General features: G+C 70.0%; 1 pseudogene. It reads left to right on the top strand.

The annotated features are described in order from the left end of the window. Positions 1-387, top strand: a pseudogene (locus tag G3I71_RS49735) (N-methyltryptophan oxidase); the annotation flags it as partial.

Raw genomic sequence — 387 nt, forward strand, 5'->3', positions numbered from 1 at the left:
CATCGAGCGCCAGGTCATGTACTGGTTCGAACCCACCGGCGGCACCCGGCCCTTCCTCCCCGCGCAGCACCCCATCTACATCTGGGAGGCCGCGGCGGGAGTTCAGGTCTACGGCTTCCCCGCGATCGACGGCCCGGACAAGGGCGCCAAGGTCGCCTTCTTCCGCAGGGGCACCGTCTGCACCCCGGAGACCATCGACCGGACGGTGTACGACGACGAGGTCGCCGCCATGGCCGCCCAGATGGCCCCGCGCATCCCCACCCTCCCCGGCCGCTTCCTCAAGGCCGCCACCTGCATGTACTCCAACACCCCCGACGAGCACTTCGTGATCGCCCGCCATCCGGCGCACCCCGACTCCGTCACGGTCGCCTGTGGTTTCTCCGGGCA

The organism is Streptomyces sp. SID12501 (assembly GCF_010550245.1).
Lineage (GTDB): Bacteria > Actinomycetota > Actinomycetes > Streptomycetales > Streptomycetaceae > Streptomyces.